This is a genomic window from Cytobacillus sp. FSL R7-0680 (genome assembly GCF_038009245.1).
In the GTDB taxonomy this organism is placed as follows: domain Bacteria; phylum Bacillota; class Bacilli; order Bacillales; family Cytobacillaceae; genus Cytobacillus; species Cytobacillus kochii.
In genome coordinates this window covers 2,662,745-2,684,829 of the sequence record NZ_JBBPAO010000001.1, presented here as the reverse complement: position 1 = coordinate 2,684,829, position 22,085 = coordinate 2,662,745, and the positions used below count along the sequence as shown (strand labels likewise).

Below are 22,085 nucleotides of genomic sequence, written 5' to 3'. Positions count from 1 at the left end.
TAAATTGATCATTATATCTTTTCACTCCTCCATTCTATAGAGAAAATAGGCTTTCTATATGTATTTTTTATGAAGGGCTGTCCACACGGGCAGTCCTTTTTACTTATATATTATAGAAAGGAGAGTGTTTTTATATGGTTAATGTGATAAAGCAGCTGGTATCTCAGGAAGTGGTTAATCAACGCTCTTATGGTAAAGGGAACAAAATTCAATATATAACACCACATCAAACAGGAAATATGGGAATCGGAGCAAATGCACAGATGCATGCTAATTTACAGTCGAACTTAAATTCAAGACAAGCTAGTTGGCACTACCAAGTGGATGATCGCATGGTAATTCAGTCATTTGAAGATGATGTGATGTGCTGGGCAGCAGGAGATGGGCGAGGTCCGGGGAATACGGCGTCGATTCATATTGAAATGTGCATCAATGCCGATGGAGATTATGAACAGACAATCAATAATGGAGCAGCATTAGTCAAAATGTTGATGGACAAGTATGGGTTGGATCGGAGTAGAATTAAACAACATCACGATTGGTCAGGGAAAAACTGCCCCGCACAATTGCGCGCGGGTTATAAGGGCATTACATGGGAGGATTTTTTGAATAAAGTAGATGGGGTGCAGGAAGAGGAAAATTTCGGATCCCCTTCCCCCGGTCCTAATCAGCCGAAACCAAAACCAAAACCGGTTGAGAATGGAAATAGTATTGTCGACTATCTTAACGCACAAGGGATCGACTCATCTTTCAAGAATCGAGCAATATTAGCAAAGCAATATGGGATGAATAATTATCAAGGTACGGCGGCGCAAAACATTGCTTTATTAGAAAAAATCAAAAAAGGAGTGCCGAAGAAGCCACAAATAGCCCCGAAAGCGAATCTGAATGTGGACGGAAAATGGGGAAAATCAACAACGAGAGCACTACAAAAAGCACTTGGTACTCCTGTTGATGGTATCATCAGTAATCAGCCGAAAAATAGTGTAACGAATGCCTTCTATGATGGAACGATTCACTTTGCTAGTGGAAAACAAGGAAGTCCGATGGTAAAAGCATTACAACGAATGATTGGTGCAAATCCTGATGGTTTTATGGGTCCTCATACAGTAAGAGCGTTACAAATATATTTGGGGACGGTTGTTGATGGTGTACTAAGTCGTCCATCCCTCGTTGTAAAAGAAATGCAACGACGACTAAATGCAGGAACTTTTGTTAAATAAATGAAGATAAAATAAAAAGCAAGGTTACTTTAATGGAAGTATTCACCTTGCTTTTTTTATATTATTGCATAGAGAAATTCAATTGACTTGTATATCCAAAGAATAAAGATCCTTAATGGAATAATCATTTTTCCTTAGAGTTCGCCGTTTTCATGTTTGTATGTGAAGCTGACCAATCTGTCGTCCCTATCTTTCTTAATTCAATAGCAGCTTCCTCAGGTGTCATTTGAAAAGAGTCATATACCCATTCAGCCAGAAAGCCAACTGTGCCATAGCTAGAAAAGGAGGCGTAACTTTTATGGTTATAGACATGCATTAATGCTGCAGATAGTTCTCGTGATAATTGGTGAATGAATTGTGGGTTTTTTAACTGTTCTTTATAAAAAGATTGATAAGAAAAGACATGATTACATATATCCTTGGTTGTTTCTTCAACCTTTAAATGGGGATGGTGCATTTTTTTAGCTTGAGGATAAAAGGCTAAAAATTCGTTGATAATGTCCTTTGAGAGTTGCTCAAGCAAATCATATTTATCATAGTAATAGACATAGAAGGTAGAGCGACTAATGCCTGCTCTTTTTACAATCTCTTTTACTGTTATAGAAGAGAATGTCTTTTGATGTAATAGCTCTAGTAGTGCTGTGATGATATAAGCTTTCGCAGATGTATTTTGTAGCATTGCTTCCTCATCTCCTTAAATTGGACATTTAGTGTGAAAATGTCGTTTGTTTGTATTGGCTTGTTTTTTTACAATTATAAGTGATAGTAAATTGAAGTATAACGGAGGGGAACATAAGTGACAAATGTTCATGTAATAACTGGTGGTACAGGTGGCATGGGAAAAGCGATTGCAGAAGCGTTAAACAAGGAAGATATCTATTTGCTCGCCGATGTGAATGAAGAGAGATTAAAACAGACCCAACAAGAGTTAAATGACAAAGGAATCGCTCAAGTACATTATCAAACAGTAGATATAACAGATCAAGAAAATGTTCGAGCATTGGTGCAAAAGGCTGATTCATTAGGTGAGTTAAAGTCCATCATCAATACAGCTGGATTATCACCGACGATGGCTGATGCGAAAAGAATTGTTGATGTTAATTTAAAAGGAACAAGTATCATTTTAGATGCCTTCTATGAAATCGCACAAAAAGGGACAGTTGCCGTCTGTATTTCCTCAATGAGTGGACATATGGTGCCAAAGGAAGGGCCGTATAGCGAAATACTAAAGGCGCCGTTAGCTGAAGATTTACACAAGAAGATGGAGCCTTTCTATCAAACGAATTCTGGTGCTGCCTATAGCTTTTCGAAATTAGGTGTTTTATTAATTGTAGAAGACCAAGCATGGAAGTGGGGACAGAAAGGGGCGCGAATTGTTTCTGTTTCTCCAGGTACGATAAATACACCAATGGGTAGACAGGAAGCTAGTCAATCTGAGCATATGAAGATGTTACTAGAAAAAACACCTTTGCAGCGTGAAGGAGAATCAACTGAAATTGCTTCAGCCGTTGCGTTTCTAGTGAGTGATGCTGCAAGTTATATTACTGGAACTGATTTAAGAGTCGATGGTGGCACTGTCGCTAACCTAAAATAAAAAAGAAACCCTGCTGAATAGACTTTCATCTGCAGGGTTTCTTTATTGACTGTCTCAACATTGACTAGTGTTTCGGTGAAAATTGCTGAAAAACCGTTTTTGTTGGTTCAGGGTATATTTCTTTTCCAACAATTGAATTGATGATTTTTTGATTTCTTAGAACAGATAGGCCTAGATTTGTTGCACTAGCCCCGTGAGAATGCTCGATATTGGTTAAGGTATAGATATGATTTGTTTTCTTTTTCTTAAAGTCAATTTGATAATTTTCCGTTACTTTGAATCGTTTATTGTCTTCCCAAATAATTTCATCGGCAAATTGTGATAACCAATTCGGTAGGGCGGGTTTATAACCAGTTGCTAAGACGACCTTTTCCGTTTGATGAGTAAATTTTTTCTCCTGCTGCCATTGTTGACAATGTAGATGGTACGTCTTCTCTATTTTCTCTATTTTCTTCGCTTCTGTTAAGGGTTGGATAGTTACATTGAGTTTTTCTCCACTAATAGAACGATGGTAAAGCAGATTATAAATTTTCTTTAAAGTTTCGGGGTCAATGCCATTCCGTAGTTGATTTAAAGAATCTAATGCTTCTAGACGATGGTCAAAATCAAGTTGATGGAAATAATGAATATATTCAGGCGAGAAAAATTCTTTCCCTAATTTGGCATCTTCTTTTTGAAAAAGGCCTGAAGATCTTGTAAACCATGTTAGTTCATAATCGTGGTTTTTCTGATCTAACAATAAGTCGTAAAAAATCTCAGATGCACTTTGACCAGAACCGATTACAGTGACTGAATGCGCACTTTTCAATTGCTTCTCATGAAACAAATACTCACTTGAGTGACTAATATCATTGTTTGGCCAATCTCCATCTAATCCCTTTGGAACCATTGGTATACTGCCAGTTCCGATAATGAGATTCTTTGTTAAATAGTTGGATACTTCTTTTTTTAGTAGATTCTCTACAGTTACTTGATAAAGATGATCTTTTGTTTCTATCACATTTGTTACACGATGGCTGAAATAACAATGTGATAATTGATGGGCTACCCAACTACAATAGTCACTATATTCTTTGCGCGGAATGTTGAATTGGTTGAAAAAGTAGAACGCATATAAGCGCTCATGAGTATGTAAATAATTGATAAATGTATATGGACTAGTTGGGTCGGCAAATGTTACTAAATCAGCTAAAAAGGGTGTCTGTAAATCTGTGCCCTCTATAAGCATACCTGGATGCCATACAAACTCCTCTTCTTGTTCAAAAAATAATCCATCTATCTCTTTGACTTGATCAGTTAAAGCTGCAAGACTTAAATTAAAAGGCCCTAAGCCAATGCCAATAAAGTCATAAACGACAGGTGTGCCCAATAGTATCCCTTCTTCCGTTAATAGGTGAAATATCTATTCTGTATTTTCCCTTCCTCTCATATATTCTAAACATAGAGAAATGTTCTGTAGGTTTAAGTGTTTTTTTTCTGGGGTATGTAAGAGTATCGAACAAATACACAACAGAAAGGACAATGTAAAATGCTCTGGACGATTATCGGTATTTTAATTATTTTATGGATTTTGGGATTTAGCTTTGATGTCGCAGGAGGACTTGTCCACCTATTATTAGTTATTGCACTCGTCGTTTTATTATTCCAATTAATTACTGGAAGACGTAGACCTTAACGGGACATCTGAGGGTAAATAATATAAGAACGAACGCCCACCTTAATGAAGGTGGGCGTTTTCATTGTGTCGTTTGATTGAAGAAATGTTCATTCAAGATATGATATCGATTATATACGATTTTATTAAAGATAAGAGCATTTAAAATGATTAAAGAATGAATAGTAGTGTGAGCAATAAAAATAGTGTATTGCCAAACGCTATTTTTTACATTAAAATGAGAATGATTATCATTGTTGAAAGGTTAAAATCAAATTAAATTCTCAAATGATTAGCTTTTAATATTTCGGAATTTTCTTCACTTTGAATGAGATTGCTGTGATAATTAATTTTTTTGGAAATGGAGCTTTGATTAATGAAGAAATTATATTTTATTATGCTTTTATTTGTACTCATTTTAGCTGGTTGTATGCAAAAGGAAGAAGAGAGTAATAGTGGAGAAGAGAATAATAGCAATCAAACGATTGTCATTGAAGATGCGTCAGGTGAACGCAGCTTTGAAGGAGTTCAGGAGAAAGTAGTTGCTCTTGAATGGAGCGTGGCTGAAGAGTTATTAGCTGTTGGTGTACAACCAGCTGCAGTAGCTGATGTAGAGGGGTTTAATAAGTGGGTCACAATTGACGCTAAATTAGATGATAGTGTTGTGGATATTGGTTTAAGAACAGAACCAAATATTGAAGAAATAGCAAAGTTAGAGCCCGATGTGATTATTGGTATGGAATATCAAGAACAGTTTAAAGCGGACCTTGAAAAAATAGCTCCTGTAGTGATTTTTGATAGTTCTACAGAGGAAGCTCAAAAAGACTTATATGCTTACATGTTACATACATTAAAGCAGACAGGTAAGCTAGTAGGTAAAGAACAAGAGGCTGACGAGGCAGTTGCTCATTTAGAGGAAAAAATGGCAGAAGCGAAAGAGAATATATCTGCAGCTCAATTAAAGACAAATGAATTTGTTTTTACACAAGCTTATTCTGCGAATCAAGCCCCGACCTTTCGATTATTTACAGAAAACTCAACGGTGAGCCATACACTTGAAGGTATAGGATTGACGAATAAAATACAGGACCAAGATCCTCAGCCGAGTGGTTTTATTACAACAAATGTAGAGGGTGTATCTAAGTACGAAGAAGCTATATTTCTTCATACTGTACAAAAAGATGATCCGTTATTTAATAATTTAGAAGGAAACAAAGCTTGGAATTCTTTATACTTTGTAGAAAATGATTTGATGTACGATGTAGGCGCAGGTGTGTGGACGTTTGGTAGTGTTCTTTCTATGGAAACTTTAGTTGATCATGTTGAAGAGACATTAGTGAAGTAATGTTATGAGAGTTAAACCCTTTCTATTATTTGCGGTATGTGTGCTCTTGTTTATTATTCTTGGTCTCATCCACTTGAGCCAAGGACAAGCTTCAACAGGCTTACTCAGCTTTTGGATGGAAGTATGGGATAATGAGCAGGAACTGAATTTTCTCCTTTATAGTAGAATGCCGAGGTTTTTAATTGGTTGTTTAGTTGGAGCTGCACTTGCCGTAGCAGGGATGTTATTACAAACAATGACAAGAAACCCACTCGCAAGTGCAAGTACACTAGGCATTCATGCAGGAGCATTTTTCTTTGTTGTTCTTTTTTCCATTTTCTTTCCTTCTATAAAGGGTGCCTTTCCATTTTTGGTGACGATGCTTGGAGGAATCATAGCAGCTTTAATTGTTAGTTTTTTAGTAGGTAGAGCATTGGATCCTATTAGAATCGCATTAACTGGATTGATAGTAACAATGTTGTTTTCTTCATTTACTAGTGCCCTGCAGCTTTTATATGAAAATGAAGTGTCCGGGTTGTTTTTATGGGGAGCGGGAACATTGTTACAGCTTGATTGGAGTGGCGTTCAATTTGCTTTGCCATGGGTTCTCTTCACTCTTCTTTTTGCCTTTATAATAGGTCATCGTTTTGACGCTTTACTGTTGGGGGAAGATGTAGCTGTAGGATTAGGACAAAATGTGATGATAAGTAAATTAATAGGTTGGGGCATTGCAATTATATTAGCTGCTGTCTCTGTTACAGTAGTAGGCCCAATTGGCTTTGTTGGTATTATGGCTCCACATATTGTTCGTTTAATGGGATTTAGAAAGCATCGATCCATGCTAATAGGAAATATAGTGGTCGGTGCAGGCTTACTCATATGTGCTGACATCTTTGTTCGTATGATATCTAGTATGTCTGAGTTACCTGTAGGAGCAATGACGGCCATTATAGGAGCACCTTGGTTAGTCTATTTAGCCTTAAAGATAAGTAGGAAAACGAGAACTGCTGGAGGAGCATTAGAGGGGAAAGTGCGAATTAAGCATGTTAAAAGATTTTATCTCCTCATATCTCTCGCCGTTCTTGGATTAGTAGGGTTTAGCCTTTCGTTTGGGGGAACAAGTTTCACTAGTCTTTTAGAATTGCCAAGAGAATTGATGTATAATACCTTCGTTTGGGATTTTCGCTTGCCTCGAGTGGTTGTCAGCTTCGGAATTGGTATGATGATGGCGGCTAGCGGTTTAATGATGCAGACTGTTTTACGAAACCCACTTGCTGACGCTACTGTTTTAGGTGTGACTTCAGGTGCAAGTGTAGTGGCGATGTTGGTTCTCATTGTTTTTCCACAAGCCCCCTTTGTCCTTATTCCAATTGGTGCATTAATTGGTGCACTTATCACAATGGGAATTGTATTGTTTATTAGTGCGCGGAGCGGTTATCAACCGATGATTCTATTATTAATGGGTGTTGCTGTATCCGCGGTAGGTTCTGCTATTATACAGATTTTATTAGTACGTGCGAACCTTCATGCATCACAAGCTTTAACATGGCTTGCTGGTAGCACCTATGGGACAAGCTGGAGTGATCTAGTAATTGTGATGATAACATCGTTACTACTATTTCCGGTTATTCTCTATATGGCCAATACATTCGAGATCTTATCATTGAGTGATGAACTATCCATTGGTTTAGGTGTGAAAACAAGTAAAATGCGTATGTTTATGATTATACTAGCTGTTATGTTGTCAAGCATCAGTGTATCAGTGGTTGGGGCAATTGGGTTTATCGGTTTACTAGCTCCACATATTGCTAGACAACTGGTCGGTCCGAAGCTACTACAATTACTGCCATTAACCATAGTAATTGGCGGGATTTTACTTATTTCAGCTGATTTTCTTGGAAGAGTCGTTTTAGCTCCGAAAGAAATACCTGCTGGAATAATTGTTTCTTTAATTGGTGCACCATACTTACTTTATTTATTGAAAAAAACGAACAAAATCAAAGCGAGTTAACCTGTTTAATAAAAAATAATCTGAACAATGGTTCGGGTTATTTTTTTTCTTTTTAACTCATAGTAAAAAACGAATATCTGATTTATACCATTTCCATAAGTTACTTTTTCTATATGCTTTTCCTTATTACTGTGTAAGGGTTCCTTTTTCGATACCGATGAACAATCACAAAATAAGAAAATGGGCCAATGAAATGTTCTAAGAATCTTCTTTTCTGTTTTGACTGATTCTTTTTCACTTATTTCATTGCCCTTCTTGTTTATGGTTATATCCTTTAGGTAAAATAATCAGTATGAAGATTATTGGTAGATGAGGTGATGGAATGATTAGGATTGGTTTAACTGGATGGGGAGATCATGACAGCCTATATACGGAGCGTATATCTAACCGAGATAAACTATTAGAATATGGCGCTCATTTTCCAACAGTTGAGGTAGACGCTTCCTTTTATGCCGTACAGCCAGAAAGGAACGGGGAAAAGTGGGTGAGGGAAACGCCTGCTTCATTTAAATTTGTTGTGAAAGCTTATCAGGGGATGACGGGGCATCAAAGGGGGGAGATTCCTTTTGAGACAAAGGAAGAAATGTTTGCTGCTTTTAAAGCGTCGCTTGCCCCTTATATAAGAGAAAATAAGTTAGCGATGGTCCTATTTCAATTTCCACCGTGGTTTAATTGTAAAAAGGAAAACGTGCAATATTTACGCTGGTGTAAACAGCAAATGGGAGAAATACCATGTGCTGTTGAATTTCGTCATCAGTCTTGGTATCAAGATGCGTTTATAGAAGGTACTTTAAATTTTATCAAGGAAGAGAAATGGATACATACCGTTTGTGATGAACCACAAGCAGGGGAGGGGTCTGTTCCAATTGTGATGCATACTTGCGGTAATCCAATTGTACTAGTCCGCTTGCACGGTCGTAATGTTCATGGATGGCAAAATAAAAAACAACCAAATTGGCGTGAAGTTCGCTATCTATACCGTTATAATCACCAGGAATTATTGGAGTGGGCAGAGCGATTAAAGCAATTACAAAAAGAGGCGAAGGAGGTCTATGTACTATTTAATAATAATTCTGGTGGTGACGCAGCGGATAATGCGAAGGAAATTCTAGAAATATTAGGAATTGAATATGAGGGATTAGCTCCAAAACAACTCGGTTTATTTTAACTAATGAGTACACCGAATCTCTACCTATAACATAAATTGTTAAAGGGAAGGGGGGACGGTCATGGTTGAATTAAAGCCTGTTATTTTGGATGGTCATACGTTTATGACTGTATCCGTTGAGCTGCCAAAAACTAATTTGTTAGTCGTATCAAATGATAAAGGATATATCATGTGTGGTGCATTAGACGTTGCGTTATTAAATGAAAAATTAAAAGATCGCCATGTCATTGCTGGTAGAGCAGTAGGGGTAAAAACGATTCAACAGCTAATAGATGCACCACTTGAATCAGTCACTTTTGCTGCAGAGGAATTAGGCATTAAAAAAGGGATGATCGGTAGAGAAGCGCTATTAAGAATGGTATAGGTTATAGTATCCTACTATATCTTAAAAATAATAAATTTATGAATATTTTAGGTTTTGATAGAGTTTTGCATAAATAATTATATTTTGATATAATGTATAACAATTGAATAATGCCTTATCAATCCGATGGGGTAGAGGCGCAAATCATCATTAGTAATCAATGTGAGGATGACAACAGTGAACTTTGATAAAAGGGAGATTTGCCGAAGCAAATAGGTACGTCAATATTTATTTGTTGGGGTTGCTCTTAATAGGAGTAACACTGTCATTATGGAGGTATATTAACCATAATGGGGAGCTACAGTCGTGATGGAGAATAACGTTACTTCTTGAAGGGTAATGATAGAATCTCTATCGTTACTCTTTTTTTATTATCAATTAAGGATCAAAGAAAAGTGGAGGATACCTTTCTCTGATCGTTAATTGATATGAGACGCATTCGTTCATGTCTATAGCTCCTATACTAATAGGAGGTCTTTTTATGACAGGTACATTTATTTCTGTGCTGCCACCTTTGGTAGCGATGCTTTTGGTTATACTAACAAAAAGGGTGATTCTCTCCCTTGGTTTAGGGGCGTTAACAGCAGCTATCATAATTGGAGGATATCAACCGCTAGATACGCTACAAATATTTTTCTCGTCGTTTATAGCACTTTTTATAACAGATGAAGGGTTAAATACTTGGAATATATTCATTCTATTATTCTTACTTATTCTTGGTAGCATTACTGCATTTATTTCACTATCGGGTGGTAGTCGTGCCTTTGGTGAATGGGCAATGAAGCGTGTGAAAACGAGAGTGGGTGCACAGTTATTAACCGTAGTTTTAGGTATGATTTTGTTTATAGATGATTATTTTAATGCGCTAACAGTTGGACAGGTATCTCGACCTGTTACCGATCGACAAAAAGTATCACGTGTAAAGCTTGCTTATTTAATTGATTCAACATCCGCACCTTTATGTGTTATTTCGCCTATATCAAGTTGGGGAGCATCAATTATCGCCTTAATTGGCTCGATTTTAGTGTCTCATAAAATAACTGATTATAGTGCTTTCTCTGCTTTCATGCAAATCATTCCGTTAAATTTTTATGTGTGGGCGGCAATCATAATGGTGTTTATCATTGTTGTTGGGCAAATTGACTTTGGTCCGATGAAGAAACATGAGAAACAAGCTATTGAACAAGGAATTCTATTTGATAAGAAGAAACAGTTGAAAGACGAAGTTCAAGAAGAATTACCTATTAGTACGAAAGGGACTGTTGGTCATCTTGTTTGGCCAATCATTGTTTTATTTATTGGAACAGTGAGTATGATGGCTTGGACAGGCATTAATGGTGCAGAGGGGAATGTGTCGTTAGTATCCTTATTAGAAAACACAGATGTGGCCTTATCATTAATTGTCGGAGGATTATTGAGTTTAGCTGTTGCTTACGTACAATTTGCTCAAGTATTAAAGAAAGATGATAAACTAACGAGTAATTTTTATTTGAAAGCTACATGGGTTGGGATGAAATCTATGTTTGGATCAGTATTGATCTTAATTTTTGCCTGGTTACTCGGAGATTTGATTAGTCAACTAGGTACAGGGGAATACTTGGCTAGCGTTATTAATCAATCGAATCTGAGTCATGATTTTATCCCTGTTATCCTATTTATTATTGCGGCACTTATGGCATTTAGTACAGGTACATCTTGGGGATCATTTGGCATTCTTCTTCCAATAGCTGGTGATATTGCTGTAGCTACAGATATATCCTTGCTGATTCCTGCAATGGCAGCTGTACTTGGAGGTGCAGTATTCGGAGATCATGCTTCACCGATTTCTGATACTTCTATTTTATCCGCCACAGGTGCAGGGAGTAATTTGATTGACCATGTCATTACACAGTTTCCTTATGCCTTTACAGCAGCTGTTGCTGCGGCCATCTCTTATATCATTTTGGGTGTAAGTGGAAGTGTAATCATTGCATTAGCTGCTTTGATTGTTATGATGGCGGGGATTTTCCTTGTTGTTAAAATGTTCGGTACAAAAACCGAGAAGATGATATAATAGTTCTTTTGAACAATATAGGAAGGAGGAATGAACTCGTCGGTTCATTCCTCTTTTTCTATCCTACAAGTCTAAAATCACTACATAAGCAAAGTTATTTTACTTTATATAAAAGTAGCTAGTTATTTATAATTGCTAATTATTAACAATTAACTGAACTACATTATACCTATCTACTATTAATTATTTTATGAATATAATGATAGAGTTTTACAAACAAAACATAGTAAAGAGAAACCCTTTAACGCTCTAAACTATTAATAGATTTCTAAATATTAATATTATTCACAAAGATTGTTTTGACAGATGAATAAAATGATACTATACTATTTTTAGATTTATAGCAATTATCAGAAAAATATTACATTTTGGTTATTTTAGTCTACTTTTTTTGTGTGGTATCTTTTCTTGTGGGGTTTATATGGGGGATTTGAACCATGCTCTTAGTTGTTGGAATAATCAAAAAAAAGGGGGATCATTATGTTATTTAAAAAGAGAATGACCGCTGTTCTTTTAGCTTCTACCATAGGAGCTGCAGGTTTCCTTGCTGGCTGTGGTAGTGATAGTGCAGGTGGTGGTGAGTCTGGTGATACTGTCAAGATAGGTGCCAACCTAGAACTTTCTGGTGCAGTTGCCTCATATGGTGAAGGAATTGCTGAAGGAATCGAATTGGCTGTGGATGAAATTAATAAAGATGGTGGAATCGACGGTAAAGAGATAGAAATTGTAAAAGTAGATAATAAATCGGATGCAGCAGAAGCAACCAATGCAGCTATTAAATTAACGGAAAATGATGATGTCGTAGCTATTATTGGGTCTGCTACAAGTGGAAATACAGTTGCTCAAGCACAAGTGGCTAATAATTCAGAGACGGTATTGCTTTCTCCTTCAGGTACGAGTCCGAATGTAACAGTGAATGATGATGGAAGCTTAAATGATTTTGTATTCCGTACATCGTTTATTGATCCTTTCCAAGGAACAGTGGCAGCTAATTTTGCTGCCAATGAATTAGGAGTTAAAAATGTAGCTATCTATGCTGATAATGCAAGTGATTACGCAAAAGGTTTAGCAGCTTCCTTTAAAGAAACTTTCGAAGCAGCAGGTGGGAAAATAGTTGCCGAAGAATCGTATGTGGCGAAGGATACTGATTTCAGGTCCACACTTACAAGAATTAAATCAGCTAATCCCGAATTTATTTTTATCCCTGGTTATTATGAAGAAGTAGGACTTATTGTCAAACAAGGACGTGAAATGGGTATTGACGTACCGCTAATGGGTGCTGACGGTTGGGATTCACCAAAGCTAGTTGAATTAGCCGGAGGGGATTCCTTAAATAACACATTTATAACAAACCATTATTCTTCGGGTGATCCAGACGAGACAATTCAATCCTTTGTAACAAAGTTTGGTGAAAAATATAATGGCTCATCCCCGGATGCTTTTAATGCATTAGGTTATGACTCTGTATATATGTTGAAAGATGCCATGGAGCGTGCTGAAAGTACAAGTGATGCGAAGAAAATCAAAGATGCCTTATCTGAGACGAAAGATTTAACTCTTGTAACGGGTATCATTTCAGTTGATGAAGATCATAACCCAATTAAATCAGCTACTGTATTGGAATATAAGGATGGGGAGCAAGTCTTCAAAACGAAAGTAAATCCTTAAAATGAGGCTGTATTAAAATGGGAGGAGCGATTGGGCCTTCCATTTTTTTTATCAGATATGAAAGGGTAATTCCTGTTGTGATAGCTAATAATCTCATAGTCCAAGATTGCTCAGGGGCAATAGTTTTTTGAAATTAGCGTGTCAAAAATTACCTTATGAGGAGATATTCAGCATAGCGTTTTCGCTAGCTGTCACTCTCTATCTGAAGCTATTCGGGTTATTTGAAGAGGAGTGGGGATTCATGGATTGGATTCAACAGTTAGTAAATGGGATATCGTTAGGAAGTATTTATGCACTGATTGCTTTAGGCTATACAATGGTTTATGGAATTATCAAATTGATCAACTTTGCCCATGGTGAAGTATTTATGATTGGGGCGTTTGTTGGTTTTTACGCGATTGCTGGTTGGGGGTTAGGATTCTTTCCTGCCTTAATTATTGCAATGGCTGTCTGTGCAGGGATGGGTATGTTAATTGAGCGAGTAGCATATCGAAGGTTGAGAGGTTCTACGCGAATTGCTGCCCTCATTACAGCGATAGGGATTTCTTTATTTATACAGTACTTATTTATTTACTTTAGAGGTGCACAACCAGAAGCTTATCCTGAAGTCATTAGCAATCAAACCTTTAATATTTTGGGTGCACAAATCAGTAGTCAATCACTTATGATTTTAGGCACTTCGATTGTGCTAATGATTGTTCTACAATTTATTGTTCATAAAACCAAAATCGGTAAAGCAATGCGGGCTGTGTCACATGATATGGATGCTGCAAGGTTGATGGGGATTAATGTAAACACAACCATTTCCGCCACATTTGCTATTGGCTCTTCCTTGGCTGGGGCAGCAGGTGTTTTCTTTGGTGTGTATTATACAAAAATAGAACCGTTAATGGGCGTGATTCCAGGATTAAAGGCTTTTGTTGCAGCTGTACTAGGTGGCATCGGTATTATTCCTGGAGCGATGGTTGGTGGCCTTGTGTTAGGCGTAGTTGAAACGGTTGTTAGTGGCCTTGGTTACTCTTTATGGAGAGACGCGGCAGCATTTGTCATTCTCATTTTAATCCTTTTATTCAAGCCATCAGGTATCTTTGGTAAAAATGCAAGAGAGAAGGTGTAAAAAGGATGAATACGAAGAAGATCAAAGGTTTCTGGTTGTTTGTTATTCTCTCCATTATTGTTTATTTTGCAGTTCAGATGGCTGCAAATACTGGAATGATTAATAATTATCATGTGAATACACTTGTTTATATTTGTATTAATATTATATTGGCCGTCAGTTTACATTTAGTTATTGGCATTACAGGACAATTTTCAATCGGACATGCTGGTTTTTTAGCTGTTGGGGCTTACATTTCAGCAATTGTAACGATGAAACTTTCACTCCCATTTCCTATTGCACTTATTATTGGTGGGATTGTTGCCGCTTTAACTGGCTTAATTGTTGGGATACCTTCTTTAAGGTTACGTGGTGATTATTTAGCGATTGCAACATTAGGATTTGCAGAGATTATCCGCATCATTTTCTTAAATATTGATGCAGTAGGTGGAGCAGCAGGTATGCAGATCACAAAGATGACAACTTGGACTTCAGCCTTCATCTGCTTATTTATTACCGTATTAGTGATTGTGAATTTTACAAATTCAAGGCATGGTCGCGCATGTATATCGATTAGAGAAAATGAAATCGCTGCCGATGCGATGGGTATTAATACGACCTATTATAAAGTAGCGGCATTTGCCATTGGGTCTTTTTTCGCAGGAATCGCAGGGGGGTTATATGCTCATAATTTTTATATTATTCAACCCGTTCAATTTGGTTTTTTGAAATCATTTGATATCCTCATTTTCGTCGTATTAGGGGGATTAGGCAGTCTATCTGGGGCGGTTATCTCGGCTATTTTGTTAACGATTATCTCCACATTTTTACAAAGTTATCCTGAAACACGAATGATAATCTATAGTGCCGTGCTCATTCTAGTTATGCTTTACCGTCCGCAAGGTTTATTGGGGACAAAGGAAATTACGGACCTCTTTAAACGTAAAAGCGTGAAAGGAGGAAGCTAAAATGGAGAATCAACCATTATTAAAAGTCAATCAAGCTGGTATTTCTTTTGGCGGTTTAAAAGCTGTTTCAGGATTCGATTTGGAAATTCACCAAGGGGAACTGATCGGTTTGATTGGTCCAAACGGAGCAGGGAAAACGACCAGCTTCAACCTATTAACTGGTGTCTACGTGCCGACTGAAGGAGATATTTTCTTAGAAGGTGTACGTTTAAACGGACTCCCTCCCTATCAGGTGACAAGGAAAGGAATCAGTAGGACGTTTCAAAATATTCGTTTATTCAATGATCTTTCTGTGTTAGATAATGTAAAAGTAGCGAATCATTCGCGTGCGAAACATTCGATGTTAAGCTCGATTCTCCGGTTGCCTTCTCATTTTAACGGAGAAAAAGAAATGGAAGACAAATCAATAGAACTATTACGTATTTTTCAGCTCGAACATGTGAAGGATGAATTAGCTAAAAACTTGCCATATGGACAACAAAGGCGATTAGAAATCGCAAGAGCATTAGCGGCTGGACCAAAGCTTTTGCTGTTAGATGAGCCGGCTGCCGGTATGAACCCACAAGAAACACATGACCTTATGGAGCTCATTCGCTTTATTAGAGAGAAGTTTGATTTAACGATACTCTTAATTGAACACGATATGAATTTAGTTATGGGGATATGTGAAAGAATTTATGTGCTTGACCATGGGCAATTAATTGCTGAAGGGTTGCCAGAAGAAATTAGAAGTAACCCAAAAGTAATCGAGGCTTATCTCGGAGAGGAGGTTTCTTCGGATGCTCAAGGTTGATGGAATAGATGTTTACTATGGGAATATTCATGCATTAAAGGGCGTCTCGTTAGAGGTATTAGAAGGAGAGATTGTCACTTTAATTGGTGCAAACGGAGCAGGGAAAAGCACGCTATTAAAAACGTTATCAGGATTATTAAAGCCGAAGCAAGGCGTGATTCAATATGAGAATCAATCGATTGTTGGTAAACAAGCACAAACGATTGTAAAGGCTGGGATATCGCATGTACCAGAGGGAAGACGCGTGTTCTCGAATATGACTGTAGAAGAAAATTTAGAACTAGGCGCTTTTGTGAGAAAAGATAAAGAAGTACAAAAAGATATCCAGAAAGTCTATGAACTTTTCCCGCGATTATTCGAAAGAAAAGGACAGCTTTCCGGAACTTTATCAGGCGGAGAACAACAAATGTTAGCGATGGGCAGAGCCATTATGGCTAGACCTAAGTTGCTTTTGTTAGATGAACCATCCATGGGCCTTGCCCCTATTATGGTTAAGACCATCTTCAGTATTATAGAAGAAATTAATGAAACAAATGGAACAACGATTTTACTTGTTGAACAAAATGCGCATATGGCCCTCTCTATTGCGAAAAGAGGGTATGTCCTTGAAACTGGAAAAGTGGTGCTCACCGGATCAGCAAAAGATTTACAAGAAAGTGATGAAATCCGTATGGCTTATTTGGGCGGATAAAAAGAACCGTTAACAAAATATTGGGTAATGGATCATTGCTCAAGCGAAATTCAAAAAACGAGGAGTTAGATGCCGCTTCTAACAAGAAAGCGCCATCTCTTCCTCGTTTACTTTGCTCTTTCTTGTCTTTCCCAAAGGTTTAAATGAGGATATGGGTCGTACGACCATTCAGTATAGCCATTATCCTTATACATACCATAATGGAGGTGGGGAGGGAATTTTCCCGAAGTCCCTTTTGGTCCATAGCCAGAACTACCGACACCACCAATAACTTTTCCAGGTTCAACAATTTGACCAACTTTTAAATCATCAGAAAATCCACTTAGGTGAGCGTAATAGTGATAGTTATTGTTGATATCGCGAATACCAATTCGCCAACCACCATATTTATTCCAGCCTTTCATTTCGACAATACCATAACTGGTAGCTCTAACTGGTAAGCCGTAATCAGCAAAAATATCTGTTCCTTCATGGATTCTTCTACCACCCCAACCTCTTGCACTTCCCCATGTACTTCGATAGCTATAATGAGTACCAATTGGGACAGGAAAAACATGTTCATCTAAATTAAGTCTCCCATAGTTTTGATAAAGCTTTGCTTTCCCCATAATAATTCTGACCGATTTATCACGTTTATAATAGTTCCAAATACCAATTTTAATGTTCTCATAATCCGTACCATAACGAAGTAGAAAGTTAGCAAATGCGTACAATACATCGTCATCACTATCTAAACTTGCTTTTCCGTCACCATCACCATCAAAGCCAATACCATTAAAAAACTCTATCGTCTTTGGGTCTTCGTCATTTATGTTTGGGTTTGTGAAACCAACCCATTCCTCCGGTTTAAAGTAAATGCCAGTAATCCCTTCAGCTTTAGGTAAGTCTCTTCTTGATTGTCTTACATTTCTTTCATATTGATCGATGGCAGCAAGATAATACCAAGGAATGGTCGTGACTGTTTCAATTCTTTCATAAAGCGCCATTCTTTTTGCGTAAATATCATCTATTTCGGAGGCTACTGCCGTTTCTGGTTGCATTAAGGATAAGACCGTTGTTAAGGTGATAAGTAATGTGAAAACTCGCACCAATAAACCTCCCTTCTCTTCTAATTACTGTTATAGTTTGTGATAAAATAGAAAAACGATAAATATAAAATATTGGAAGGTTTTTGATGAACGAGGTTGTTCTATCTACTTCCATGTGTTAAAGTTGCTTCTGTAAGACTCTCTAGATAAAAATGATGATAAAAAAAGCGTCTTTTTGAAATTCTGGGATGGAGTGAAGAGGAATGACGACTAAGAAAGATGAACATTTACGTAAGCCGGATTGGTTAAAAATAAAGTTAAACACTAATAAAAACTACACCGGATTAAAGAAAATGATGAGAGAAAAGAATCTTCATACTGTATGCGAAGAGGCAAAATGCCCAAATATTCATGAATGTTGGGCGGTAAGAAGGACAGCAACATTTATGATCTTAGGTTCTGTTTGTACAAGAGCCTGTCGTTTTTGTGCGGTCAAAACAGGGCTACCAACTGAGCTAGATTGGGAAGAACCGGAACGCGTAGCTGATTCAGTTGCTTTAATGAATTTAAAACATGCAGTTATTACAGTGGTTGCGCGAGATGATTTAAAAGATGGTGGATCAGCTATTTTAGCGGAAACGATTCGTGCCATTAGAAGAAAAAGTCCATTTACAACTGTAGAGGTTTTACCTTCTGATATGGGCGGGGTATATGATAATCTTAAAACAGTAATGGATGCAAAACCAGATATCTTAAACCATAATATTGAAACAGTAGAAAGACTGACGCCAAGAGTAAGAGCGCGTGCTACATATAAACGATCACTTGAATTTTTACAACGTTCTAAAGAAATGCAACCTGAAATTCCAACCAAATCAAGTTTAATGGTTGGGTTAGGGGAAACAAAAGAAGAAATCATTCAAACGATGGATGATTTGCGAGCACATGACGTAGATATTATGACGATTGGTCAATATCTACAACCATCTAAAAAACATATAAAAGTTGTAAAATATTATCACCCAGATGAGTTTAATGAATTAAGGGAAATTGCAATGTCCAAAGGGTTTAGCCATTGTGAAGCAGGTCCAATGGTTCGTTCTTCCTATCATGCAGATGAACAAGTAAATGCAGCAGCTAAGCAAAGACAACAAATGGGTGAAGTAGACGCGAAAGAAGCGTAAACACAAGAAAGGGGATTAGCTAAAGGAGCTAATCCTCTTTTGATATTTCACAGCGTTACTTATTTGACATCTTTTCAGACTTGTTAATATCGGCTTTTTTCATTTGACTCGTTAATTGATCAATACCATAATGTGTGTGCTCACTATCTGCATCCATCGTAGAATAACTTTCTATTTCTTTGCGGAGATTGGTATTGTCAGTGGTATAAATATCAAACCATCCGGGAACAACTGATTCTGCCATTTTTTGTACTTGTGTAGCAGTTGATTCACGATTATCTGAATCCGTATTGTAAACAATTAACACTTCATTGTCAGTCACTAATGTAGATACATCATCCACATTAGGAAGTTCAGTACAATATTTTCCGATAATATCAGCCACTTTTTCACGATTAATGGCAGCATAATGTTCATTGGATACCTTTTCTCCATAAATAGGACTTTTTTGATGACGAACGTATCCGAAATCTTCACTATTTTGCTGACTAGTATTGTAAATATCTGTTCGCTGATCATTCACATTAACCGTATTGCCACTTTCGGGATAAATATCTCCTTTAGCGGAATGATCGGCTGCTTGACATCCAGTGAGAGCAACCATACTGGATATCCCGATGAACATTATCATTTTTTTCATCAGAAACACCCCCTTAACAATATCTTTTCCGATTCTTTCGTTTTTTTCCTTAGTAATTGATGGTGAATCAGTTATAATTTAAAATAGGACTATTGTACATAAACGTTAACTTTCTTTATAATTTAATTAGTGAGCCAATGAAAAAGAGGTGAGATCAATTGGTTTGTATACAAAACGCTTGTTATGAAGTAATTGAAGATATTAGAGACGGATTTAATGAAGAAGCTTTTCGGGGTCGATATAGTGAAATATTAAATCGTTATGATTATATTGTAGGTGACTGGGGATACGGCCAACTAAGACTAAGAGGTTTTTTTGACGATCAGAATCAAAAAGCGACGTATGATACGAAAATTAGCACTTTGACAGAGTATTTATACGAATATTGTAATTTTGGTTGTCCTTATTTCGTTGTAAAAAGAGTGAAGCAATAGAAAAAGCTGAACGAATTATTCGTCCAGCTTTTTTTCTGTTAAAATTACTCATCTGAAGCTTCTGAATGGGGATCGTGTGCTCCAGGCATTTCTCTAGGAATGTCAGCATGAAGTTCCCGATTTTCATAAACAAATGCACTAGATTGGTGTTGACCTTCTTCCCACTCTGAACTTTTATTCTCAACAGGTGTATGCTTCCCTCTTGGTGCACCATACGGGCCCTCAGGTAAATCTTCCACTGCGAGGTTTTCCTTTTGTGATTCAACATTGTCAAAATCCGAGTAATTCTTTTTTTGATCCATTGATATCACTCCTAATAATATGAGAAAAAATGAGAGCCTTGCTACGCTCCCATTTATACTATTTGCAGGAGCAATCAATATTATCCAATCGGTTAAATGACCTCATATAAAAAGGCTCTTAACTCTTCTGCATCTTCGCTCTCCAATTGAAAAGCATGTTCTAAATAACCCTCTTCTTCAAGGTCATCGGTACCAATAATAGCAAAACGACTTCCTTGAATATCAAGAACAAGTTGTTTTCCATAATACCGATCTGAACGAACAAGCGCTAAATCAAAGCGTTGATTTTCACCCATAAAACTAACAAAGCGTGTTTTTGTATCTTCTAAATCATCATATAAAAAGAATCTTTCGGTCATTTAACGTATAGACCCCTTTCTAACTATCCATGCTACATTTATCATAACAAAATCTTAGCAGACAGGAAATTGATTTTATACTCACATAAGGGAGAACTTTCTTCATTGTTATGAATGAGATACAATAGATAGGAAGTATGGGATGAGAAAGGTGAGGGACATGTATTTTGTTGATCGAGAAAAAATTGAGGAAATCCTCGTTTATTTGGAAAAACAACTATCACTATTAGGGAAACATACAGCACTTCATTCGGATATAGAGAAACTTGCGCTTGAAAGACTGAGCCATATGGTTATTGAGGCGGTCTTAGATGTAGGTAATGCAATGATTGATGGCTTTATTATGAGAGACCCAGGTAGTTATGAAGATATTATTGATATTCTGGAAGATGAAAAAGTCATTGACCATGAAATGGCTATCAGCTATAAAAAGGTTATTGCTTACCGTAAGCCATTAGTGCAAAGTTATACAGGCATTCAACATGATGAATTAAACAAGAGCTTCCAATTAGAATTAGCTCAATTAAAAAAATTCCCTACAGCTGTTAGAGACTATTTAATGAAAGAACTTGGTCCTGTATCAGCTTTTAGAAATTAGGGGGAAAGTAAATGACAAAATATAAAGGTTATTTAATTGATTTAGATGGGACGATGTACAAAGGAAAACAATTAATTCATGAAGCCGTTTCCTTTATTCAAGGGTTAAAAGAAAGAGGCATTCCCTACCTTTTTGTCACAAACAATTCATCTAGAACACCGAAACAAGTTGCTGAAAAACTTCAAAATTTTGGCATTGAGGCGACTGAAGATAAAGTATTTACAACTAGTATGGCAACGGCGAATTATATTTTTCAAAGAAGTCCCGAAGCGTCTATATTTGTGATCGGAGAAGAAGGGATTAGACAGGCATTAGAAGAAAAGGGCTTTCACTTTGCAGGTGAGCACGCCGATTATGTTGTTTCAGGAATCGATCGTGACATCAACTACGAGAAACTTGCAACGGCTTGTTTGGCTGTAAGAAATGGAGCTACCTTTATCTCTACAAACGGTGATATAGCCATTCCAACTGAAAGAGGACTTTTACCTGGAAATGGCTCATTAACCTCAGTCATTAGTGTATCGACGCAAACTATTCCAACTTTTATTGGCAAGCCAGAAGCGATTATTATGGAGCAAGCGTTAAAAGTATTAGGCACAGATAAAGCTCATACATTGATGGTTGGAGATAACTATGATACAGATATCAAGGCAGGAATGAATGCTGGTTTAGACACATTATTGGTTCATACAGGCGTAACAACGAAGGAACTTTTAAAAGGCTACGACAAGCAACCAACCTTTGTTGTGGATACACTAAATCAGTGGGAATACTTATAAGAAATGAAGAACAGCAGTACGAAAGATGTACTTGCTGTTTTTTATATTGTTGGAATAGATGTTGATGCAGAAGACGATTATAGACAGTCATGCGAGTGAACATGAACGCTTTTTATAACAACAAATTTATCTAAAACTCTGCAGTAATATAAAG

23 protein-coding genes and 1 riboswitch are annotated in these 22,085 nt (G+C 37.0%); of the genes, 17 read left to right on the top strand and 6 right to left on the bottom strand.

Translation table 11 applies throughout. The features are described 5' to 3' along the window. Positions 1 to 134 precede the first annotated feature (134 nt). Complete coding sequence (locus tag MKY26_RS13375) at positions 135 to 1,223, top strand: N-acetylmuramoyl-L-alanine amidase (RefSeq protein ID WP_095371999.1); 1,089 nt, start codon at positions 135 to 137, stop codon at positions 1,221 to 1,223. 124 nt (positions 1,224 to 1,347) lie between these two features. Here MKY26_RS13375 and MKY26_RS13370 read toward each other — a convergent pair whose 3' ends face one another. After that, complete coding sequence (locus MKY26_RS13370; RefSeq protein WP_307318389.1) at positions 1,348 to 1,902, bottom strand: TetR/AcrR family transcriptional regulator; 555 nt, start codon at positions 1,900 to 1,902, stop codon at positions 1,348 to 1,350. Positions 1,903 to 2,019: 117 nt separating this feature from the next. On the opposite strand from MKY26_RS13370, the gene MKY26_RS13365 reads away from it, so the two are divergent. Further along, positions 2,020 to 2,817, top strand: a complete 798-nt coding sequence (locus tag MKY26_RS13365) for an SDR family oxidoreductase (protein WP_341097875.1) — start codon at positions 2,020 to 2,022, stop codon at positions 2,815 to 2,817. 64 nt (positions 2,818 to 2,881) lie between these two features. Here the strand turns inward: MKY26_RS13365 and MKY26_RS13360 are convergent, their stop codons facing one another. Continuing rightward, positions 2,882 to 4,186 (bottom strand): lysine N(6)-hydroxylase/L-ornithine N(5)-oxygenase family protein, encoded by a 1,305-nt coding sequence (locus MKY26_RS13360; RefSeq protein ID WP_307318387.1) that lies wholly within the window; start codon positions 4,184 to 4,186, stop codon positions 2,882 to 2,884. A gap of 159 nt (positions 4,187 to 4,345) precedes the next feature. Here MKY26_RS13360 and MKY26_RS13355 point away from each other — a divergent pair, with 159 nt between their 5' ends. From MKY26_RS13355 to MKY26_RS13305, 11 genes are all read left to right on the top strand, one after another. Then, positions 4,346 to 4,492: a lmo0937 family membrane protein gene (locus MKY26_RS13355; RefSeq protein ID WP_157733904.1), complete on the top strand. Its 147-nt coding sequence runs from the start codon at positions 4,346 to 4,348 to the stop codon at positions 4,490 to 4,492. A gap of 355 nt (positions 4,493 to 4,847) precedes the next feature. After that, positions 4,848 to 5,816, top strand: coding sequence for an ABC transporter substrate-binding protein (locus MKY26_RS13350; protein WP_095372003.1), 969 nt, complete (start codon positions 4,848 to 4,850; stop codon positions 5,814 to 5,816). A gap of 4 nt (positions 5,817 to 5,820) precedes the next feature. Continuing rightward, positions 5,821 to 7,806 (top strand): iron ABC transporter permease, encoded by a 1,986-nt coding sequence (locus MKY26_RS13345; RefSeq protein ID WP_341097874.1) that lies wholly within the window; start codon positions 5,821 to 5,823, stop codon positions 7,804 to 7,806. Positions 7,807 to 8,128: 322 nt separating this feature from the next. Beyond that, on the top strand, positions 8,129 to 8,974 hold the full coding sequence (locus MKY26_RS13340; RefSeq protein WP_095372005.1) for a DUF72 domain-containing protein: 846 nt from the start codon (positions 8,129 to 8,131) through the stop codon (positions 8,972 to 8,974). Between the two features lie 61 nt (positions 8,975 to 9,035). Continuing rightward, positions 9,036 to 9,338, top strand: coding sequence for a YunC family protein (locus MKY26_RS13335; protein ID WP_095372006.1), 303 nt, complete (start codon positions 9,036 to 9,038; stop codon positions 9,336 to 9,338). Between the two features lie 124 nt (positions 9,339 to 9,462). After that, positions 9,463 to 9,647: riboswitch (Lysine riboswitch) on the top strand. A gap of 172 nt (positions 9,648 to 9,819) precedes the next feature. Then, entirely contained in the window at positions 9,820 to 11,391 is a 1,572-nt protein-coding gene (locus tag MKY26_RS13330) for a Na+/H+ antiporter NhaC family protein (protein ID WP_095372007.1), read from the top strand. A gap of 480 nt (positions 11,392 to 11,871) precedes the next feature. Then, on the top strand, positions 11,872 to 13,059 hold the full coding sequence (locus MKY26_RS13325; protein WP_095373607.1) for an ABC transporter substrate-binding protein: 1,188 nt from the start codon (positions 11,872 to 11,874) through the stop codon (positions 13,057 to 13,059). A 241-nt stretch (positions 13,060 to 13,300) separates the two neighbouring features. Further along, complete coding sequence (locus tag MKY26_RS13320; RefSeq protein WP_095372008.1) at positions 13,301 to 14,176, top strand: branched-chain amino acid ABC transporter permease; 876 nt, start codon at positions 13,301 to 13,303, stop codon at positions 14,174 to 14,176. Between the two features lie 5 nt (positions 14,177 to 14,181). Next, a complete protein-coding gene (locus MKY26_RS13315; protein WP_340976354.1) occupies positions 14,182 to 15,123 on the top strand; it encodes a branched-chain amino acid ABC transporter permease in 942 nt (313 codons plus the stop codon). Position 15,124: 1 nt separating this feature from the next. Then, on the top strand, positions 15,125 to 15,916 hold the full coding sequence (locus MKY26_RS13310; RefSeq protein WP_095372010.1) for an ABC transporter ATP-binding protein: 792 nt from the start codon (positions 15,125 to 15,127) through the stop codon (positions 15,914 to 15,916). Continuing rightward, the gene (locus tag MKY26_RS13305) at positions 15,903 to 16,607 is read left to right on the top strand and encodes an ABC transporter ATP-binding protein (protein WP_095372011.1); all 705 of its coding nucleotides are present in this window, start codon (positions 15,903 to 15,905) and stop codon (positions 16,605 to 16,607) included. The genes MKY26_RS13310 and MKY26_RS13305 overlap by 14 nt, the downstream gene beginning before the upstream one ends. Before the next feature lie 107 nt (positions 16,608 to 16,714). Here the strand turns inward: MKY26_RS13305 and MKY26_RS13300 are convergent, their stop codons facing one another. Beyond that, positions 16,715 to 17,647 carry a M23 family metallopeptidase gene (locus MKY26_RS13300; protein WP_095373608.1) on the bottom strand — a complete coding sequence of 311 codons (933 nt, stop codon included), beginning with the start codon at positions 17,645 to 17,647 and terminating at the stop codon, positions 16,715 to 16,717. A 251-nt stretch (positions 17,648 to 17,898) separates the two neighbouring features. On the opposite strand from MKY26_RS13300, the gene lipA reads away from it, so the two are divergent. Next, positions 17,899 to 18,819, top strand: a complete 921-nt coding sequence (lipA, locus tag MKY26_RS13295; protein ID WP_095372012.1) for a lipoyl synthase — start codon at positions 17,899 to 17,901, stop codon at positions 18,817 to 18,819. A 55-nt stretch (positions 18,820 to 18,874) separates the two neighbouring features. On the opposite strand, the gene MKY26_RS13290 is transcribed toward lipA, so the two are convergent. Then, positions 18,875 to 19,459 carry a YhcN/YlaJ family sporulation lipoprotein gene (locus tag MKY26_RS13290; RefSeq protein ID WP_095372013.1) on the bottom strand — a complete coding sequence of 195 codons (585 nt, stop codon included), beginning with the start codon at positions 19,457 to 19,459 and terminating at the stop codon, positions 18,875 to 18,877. 158 nt (positions 19,460 to 19,617) lie between these two features. Between MKY26_RS13290 and MKY26_RS13285 the strand changes: the two genes are divergently transcribed. Continuing rightward, positions 19,618 to 19,893: a YutD family protein gene (locus MKY26_RS13285; RefSeq protein WP_095372014.1), complete on the top strand. Its 276-nt coding sequence runs from the start codon at positions 19,618 to 19,620 to the stop codon at positions 19,891 to 19,893. Between the two features lie 44 nt (positions 19,894 to 19,937). On the opposite strand, the gene MKY26_RS13280 is transcribed toward MKY26_RS13285, so the two are convergent. Together MKY26_RS13280 and MKY26_RS13275 are read right to left on the bottom strand one after the other, a co-directional pair. Further along, the gene (locus MKY26_RS13280) at positions 19,938 to 20,195 is read right to left on the bottom strand and encodes a hypothetical protein (RefSeq protein WP_251163570.1); all 258 of its coding nucleotides are present in this window, start codon (positions 20,193 to 20,195) and stop codon (positions 19,938 to 19,940) included. A gap of 92 nt (positions 20,196 to 20,287) precedes the next feature. Next, on the bottom strand, positions 20,288 to 20,554 hold the full coding sequence (locus MKY26_RS13275) for a DUF3055 domain-containing protein (RefSeq protein WP_095372016.1): 267 nt from the start codon (positions 20,552 to 20,554) through the stop codon (positions 20,288 to 20,290). Positions 20,555 to 20,714: 160 nt separating this feature from the next. On the opposite strand from MKY26_RS13275, the gene MKY26_RS13270 reads away from it, so the two are divergent. Further along, positions 20,715 to 21,152, top strand: coding sequence for a DUF86 domain-containing protein (locus tag MKY26_RS13270; protein ID WP_095373609.1), 438 nt, complete (start codon positions 20,715 to 20,717; stop codon positions 21,150 to 21,152). Positions 21,153 to 21,163: 11 nt separating this feature from the next. Continuing rightward, positions 21,164 to 21,931, top strand: a complete 768-nt coding sequence (locus tag MKY26_RS13265) for a TIGR01457 family HAD-type hydrolase (RefSeq protein ID WP_095372017.1) — start codon at positions 21,164 to 21,166, stop codon at positions 21,929 to 21,931. The last annotated feature ends 154 nt before the right edge of the window (positions 21,932 to 22,085 follow it).

Excerpts from the sequence above, each read along its gene's own strand:
- MKY26_RS13315 (WP_340976354.1), top strand. The coding sequence starts at position 14,182 with ATGAATACGAAGAAGATCAAAGGTTTCTGGTTGTTTGTTATTCTCTCC.
- MKY26_RS13270 (WP_095373609.1), top strand. The coding sequence starts at position 20,715 with ATGTATTTTGTTGATCGAGAAAAAATTGAGGAAATCCTCGTTTATTTG.
- MKY26_RS13370 (WP_307318389.1), bottom strand. The coding sequence starts at position 1,902 with ATGCTACAAAATACATCTGCGAAAGCTTATATCATCACAGCACTACTA.
- lipA (WP_095372012.1), top strand. The coding sequence starts at position 17,899 with ATGACGACTAAGAAAGATGAACATTTACGTAAGCCGGATTGGTTAAAA.
- MKY26_RS13355 (WP_157733904.1), top strand. The coding sequence starts at position 4,346 with ATGCTCTGGACGATTATCGGTATTTTAATTATTTTATGGATTTTGGGA.
- MKY26_RS13345 (WP_341097874.1), top strand. The coding sequence starts at position 5,821 with ATGAGAGTTAAACCCTTTCTATTATTTGCGGTATGTGTGCTCTTGTTT.
- MKY26_RS13340 (WP_095372005.1), top strand. The coding sequence starts at position 8,129 with ATGATTAGGATTGGTTTAACTGGATGGGGAGATCATGACAGCCTATAT.
- MKY26_RS13275 (WP_095372016.1), bottom strand. The coding sequence starts at position 20,554 with ATGACCGAAAGATTCTTTTTATATGATGATTTAGAAGATACAAAAACA.
- MKY26_RS13320 (WP_095372008.1), top strand. The coding sequence starts at position 13,301 with ATGGATTGGATTCAACAGTTAGTAAATGGGATATCGTTAGGAAGTATT.
- MKY26_RS13330 (WP_095372007.1), top strand. The coding sequence starts at position 9,820 with ATGACAGGTACATTTATTTCTGTGCTGCCACCTTTGGTAGCGATGCTT.
- MKY26_RS13280 (WP_251163570.1), bottom strand. The coding sequence starts at position 20,195 with ATGGATCAAAAAAAGAATTACTCGGATTTTGACAATGTTGAATCACAA.
- MKY26_RS13300 (WP_095373608.1), bottom strand. The coding sequence starts at position 17,647 with ATGCAACCAGAAACGGCAGTAGCCTCCGAAATAGATGATATTTACGCA.
- MKY26_RS13325 (WP_095373607.1), top strand. The coding sequence starts at position 11,872 with ATGTTATTTAAAAAGAGAATGACCGCTGTTCTTTTAGCTTCTACCATA.
- MKY26_RS13290 (WP_095372013.1), bottom strand. The coding sequence starts at position 19,459 with ATGAAAAAAATGATAATGTTCATCGGGATATCCAGTATGGTTGCTCTC.
- MKY26_RS13375 (WP_095371999.1), top strand. The coding sequence starts at position 135 with ATGGTTAATGTGATAAAGCAGCTGGTATCTCAGGAAGTGGTTAATCAA.
- MKY26_RS13265 (WP_095372017.1), top strand. The coding sequence starts at position 21,164 with ATGACAAAATATAAAGGTTATTTAATTGATTTAGATGGGACGATGTAC.
- MKY26_RS13335 (WP_095372006.1), top strand. The coding sequence starts at position 9,036 with ATGGTTGAATTAAAGCCTGTTATTTTGGATGGTCATACGTTTATGACT.
- MKY26_RS13305 (WP_095372011.1), top strand. The coding sequence starts at position 15,903 with ATGCTCAAGGTTGATGGAATAGATGTTTACTATGGGAATATTCATGCA.
- MKY26_RS13310 (WP_095372010.1), top strand. The coding sequence starts at position 15,125 with ATGGAGAATCAACCATTATTAAAAGTCAATCAAGCTGGTATTTCTTTT.
- MKY26_RS13350 (WP_095372003.1), top strand. The coding sequence starts at position 4,848 with ATGAAGAAATTATATTTTATTATGCTTTTATTTGTACTCATTTTAGCT.